The sequence below is a fragment of the Psychroflexus curvus genome (genome assembly GCF_020164585.1).
Classification (GTDB): Bacteria; Bacteroidota; Bacteroidia; order Flavobacteriales; family Flavobacteriaceae; genus Psychroflexus; species Psychroflexus curvus.
In genome coordinates this window covers 1-3,330 of the sequence record NZ_JAIQZF010000014.1, presented here as the reverse complement: position 1 = coordinate 3,330, position 3,330 = coordinate 1, and the positions used below count along the sequence as shown (strand labels likewise).

1 protein-coding gene is annotated in these 3,330 nt (G+C 43.5%); it reads left to right on the top strand.

Annotation, left to right across the window (positions count from 1 at the left end; all coding sequences use genetic code 11):
* Positions 1-922: 922 nt before the first annotated feature.
* Entirely contained in the window at positions 923-2,455 is a 1,533-nt protein-coding gene (locus LB450_RS13545) for a hypothetical protein (RefSeq protein WP_224489790.1), read from the top strand.
* Positions 2,456-3,330 lie beyond the last annotated feature (875 nt).

The following is a 3,330-nucleotide window of genomic DNA, read 5'->3' as shown; positions in this document are numbered from 1 at the left end:
ATTGTTATCAAGGGAAGAACCATACTCTTATTGAGACCCTTTATAATTGATTCTTTAAATTTATAAATCTATATTTATATGAAATCAAACATACGAGGGAAATGCCGAAGGCAAAGGGTGTTTTCCTAGTAAGGTGGGGAAACGTAAGTAGAAATAAATCGCTGCGCTCTATCGCATCATCGGCAGGGCGCTTTAGGCGACAATGACTAAGACTTTGACGAAGACGTTGAAACTGGTCTACAGGTCAATCTGCCCGACTAGCGTCAGTCAGGCGGGCTGGTCAACTAGGCTTTTAGCCGTTGGCTATTGGCTGAAGCCAGAGACAAGTTTGGTGCTCGATTGCAGTTTCGGGCTAGCGCGATGCAATCGCGCGAGATCAAAGTTGGTGCGCGATTGTATCGCGTCACCCCTGGCATTAAGCTTGTTCGTAGTTTTTTAGATTCATCTACTCTGCAAAAAAAAACTCAACTCAGTACCTCCAGCTAGCGCGATGCAATCGCGCGAGATCATGACTAAGACATGGACTTTGACTTCTGGTCTACCGGTCAACCTGCCCGACTAGCGTCAGTCAGGCGGGCTGGTCAACTAGGGTGTTGGCTGTTAGCAATTAGCCTTTGGCTGTTTGATCTTCCCTAAATAGCGTTGACCGTTTTGATTAATATACTATTTAATTATTTTCATAATTCTATACCCACCACTCAAAGACTCACAAACTACTTAACTCAAGCTTGATGAACTCTCGAAATGTCCGGAGAACCAAACCCTATAGCTATTGAAAAGGTTTTTAAGTCTAACCATACTACGAAAAGAGATCCCGAGTCAGGCACGGCATTAAAAACCTTTCACTGTTCACTGAATTAGTCGAGGTGGAAATAATTTAAACGTATTCATATATATTTGTAGATATATAACACTTTATTCTATGTTGATGAAACTCCTGCTCGCCTTTCTGGTAACTAGCTTTGCCTTTGCACAAAATTCTGAACACCTCCCTCAGCAGCGAGAACAAAGGGGTTTTGGTCAGATTGACTTTTTATCCATCGACATGCCTGCAAATCCGGAGGGCCTTCGCGAGCCAAATATGGGCTGGTCCGGATTGCATTATAACCTTAGCTTTGGTGACTTCTATACAGGCCTGGGAATTTACGGATCGCTTACCGGTCAGCGTGGCGGGTTTTTCACTTTGGGCTTAAACGCCGGATTTAAGACTCCCCTCAGCGATTTACTCTTTATGGACACCGGTTTACACTTTGGTGGGGGTGGCGGCGCTGGTGCTCCCGATGGCGGTGGCGCTTTTATATTACCCCATGCGGACCTGGGATTTCAATTCAGGCCCTTTTCTCTCACGCTGGGTTATAGCTACATCAACTTTATCGACAATGGTCAGATTGAAAGTCATCAATTGCATTTTGGTATGCAGATTCCATTGAATTTTGACTACGCCACTTTCGACCACCTTGAGAAAAAATACACCTCAGCTGATTTAAAAAACACCTCCTGGGATAAGCCTTCCAGGCGTTTTTCATTTATGCTGCATCTGAATAATTTAAATGTCAGTGAAAATTCTACAATTGCTAAGGTTTCATCTTCAGCAGACACTACCATCCGGCTTGTTGGGCTTGAAATCGATGCCTATCTGGATAAAAACTGGTTTGTTTTTTTCAAAGCTGACGGCGCCTACAGCGGTATACCTGCCGGGTATATGGATATTTTTTTAGGCGGAGGCTATCACTTTAGTTTTAACAACAATACAACCAACCTGCTCACCAAATTCGGCATGGGCGCTGGAGGCGGCGGTGGTGTAGACTCCCAGGGCGGGTTTATGATTTATCCGGATTTATCCCTGGAACAACGCTTGTTTGATGACATGTATATCTCCATCAATACAGGTTTTATGCTGACGCCTGACTCCCATTTCTCCTCTTCCACCTACGGTTTGGGGCTAAAATACTACGCCAACTTCAATGGCATAGAAAACAAAACCAAAAGCAGGTCTGCAACATTTAAAGGCTTTGAAGCTATTTTAAAACAAGAGGTTTACTTAGATGCTCAGCGCACTTCAAATCCTACTGAAGACTTACACCAGATCTCTTTTCAGCTGAATTATTTTCTAAACAAAACCTTTTATTTAGCAGGACAAACCTCTTTTGCGAATTTCGGTAATGCAGGAGCCTATGCCGAGGGTATTGCCGGTCTGGGACTTCAGTCGTCAGCTCTTTTCGGCAATACCATTCAAGTGTTTGGTCAGGTTCTGGCAGGCGGCGCCGGCGGAGGTAACATCAGCACTGGTCAGGGTTTTATTTTAAAACCAGCCGCAGGAATCAATTTAAAACTATCCCCAACCTTATCGCTGAGAAGTTCTGTGGGGTATACCAAAGCCTTAGGAGGGGAGTTGGCCAGCGTATTTGGCAATATAGGACTGAGTTACAAGCTTGCTTTTTTGAATGCGAAGTAGGGAGTAGGGAGCCTGCCTGCGTTAACTTGGAAGGCAGGCCTGCCTGCGTTTCCTTGGCAAAGGCAGGGAATCTTTTTTTCGTAGATATTAGATATCAGACGTTAGATATTAGAAAAAGGAGAAAAGAACATAGAACAATGACCTTCCCTAAATAGCGTCGACCGTTTTGCTTAATATGCTAATTGTTTATTTTCATAATTCTATACTCACCACTCAAAGACTCAAAGACTACTCAACTCAAGTTTGCTGCGCTCTTTCGTGTAAGGGTGTAATCGGCAGGGCGCTTTATGTAACGATGACGAAGACTTTGACGTTGACTAAAACTACTAGTTAACCTGCCCGACTAGCGTCAGTCAGGCGGGCTGGTATACTGACCTTCCCTAAATAGCGTCGACCGTTTTGGTTTATGTACTACTTGATTATTTTTATAATTCTATACCCACCACTCAAAGACTCAAAGACTCAATAACAACTCAACTCAGGTTTGCTGCTTTTTCGTGTAATCGTGTAATCGAATAGTGGTATAATCGGCAGGGCGCTTTATGTAACGATGACGAAGACATGGACTTTGACGAAGACGCTGACTTCTGGTAAAAAGGTTAACTAATTAACTGGTAGACTGGTCAACCTGCCCGACTAGCGTCAATCAGGTGGGCTGGTATTCAAGGCTGTTGGCCGTTAGCCTTTAGCAAAACACCCATCTCAATCTTCCCTCCAGGGAAGAGGTTTTGATTTCTTTTTCAAACCGAAATTCCCTCGAGATACTGTGTAAAAACACAAGCAATCTTAAGTTTTTTTCATATTTTTATTCTTTAGGAAGTTATCTGACTATCCTGCGACGGGGCTACGGTCTCGTCTTTTTTTTGTCCAATCAT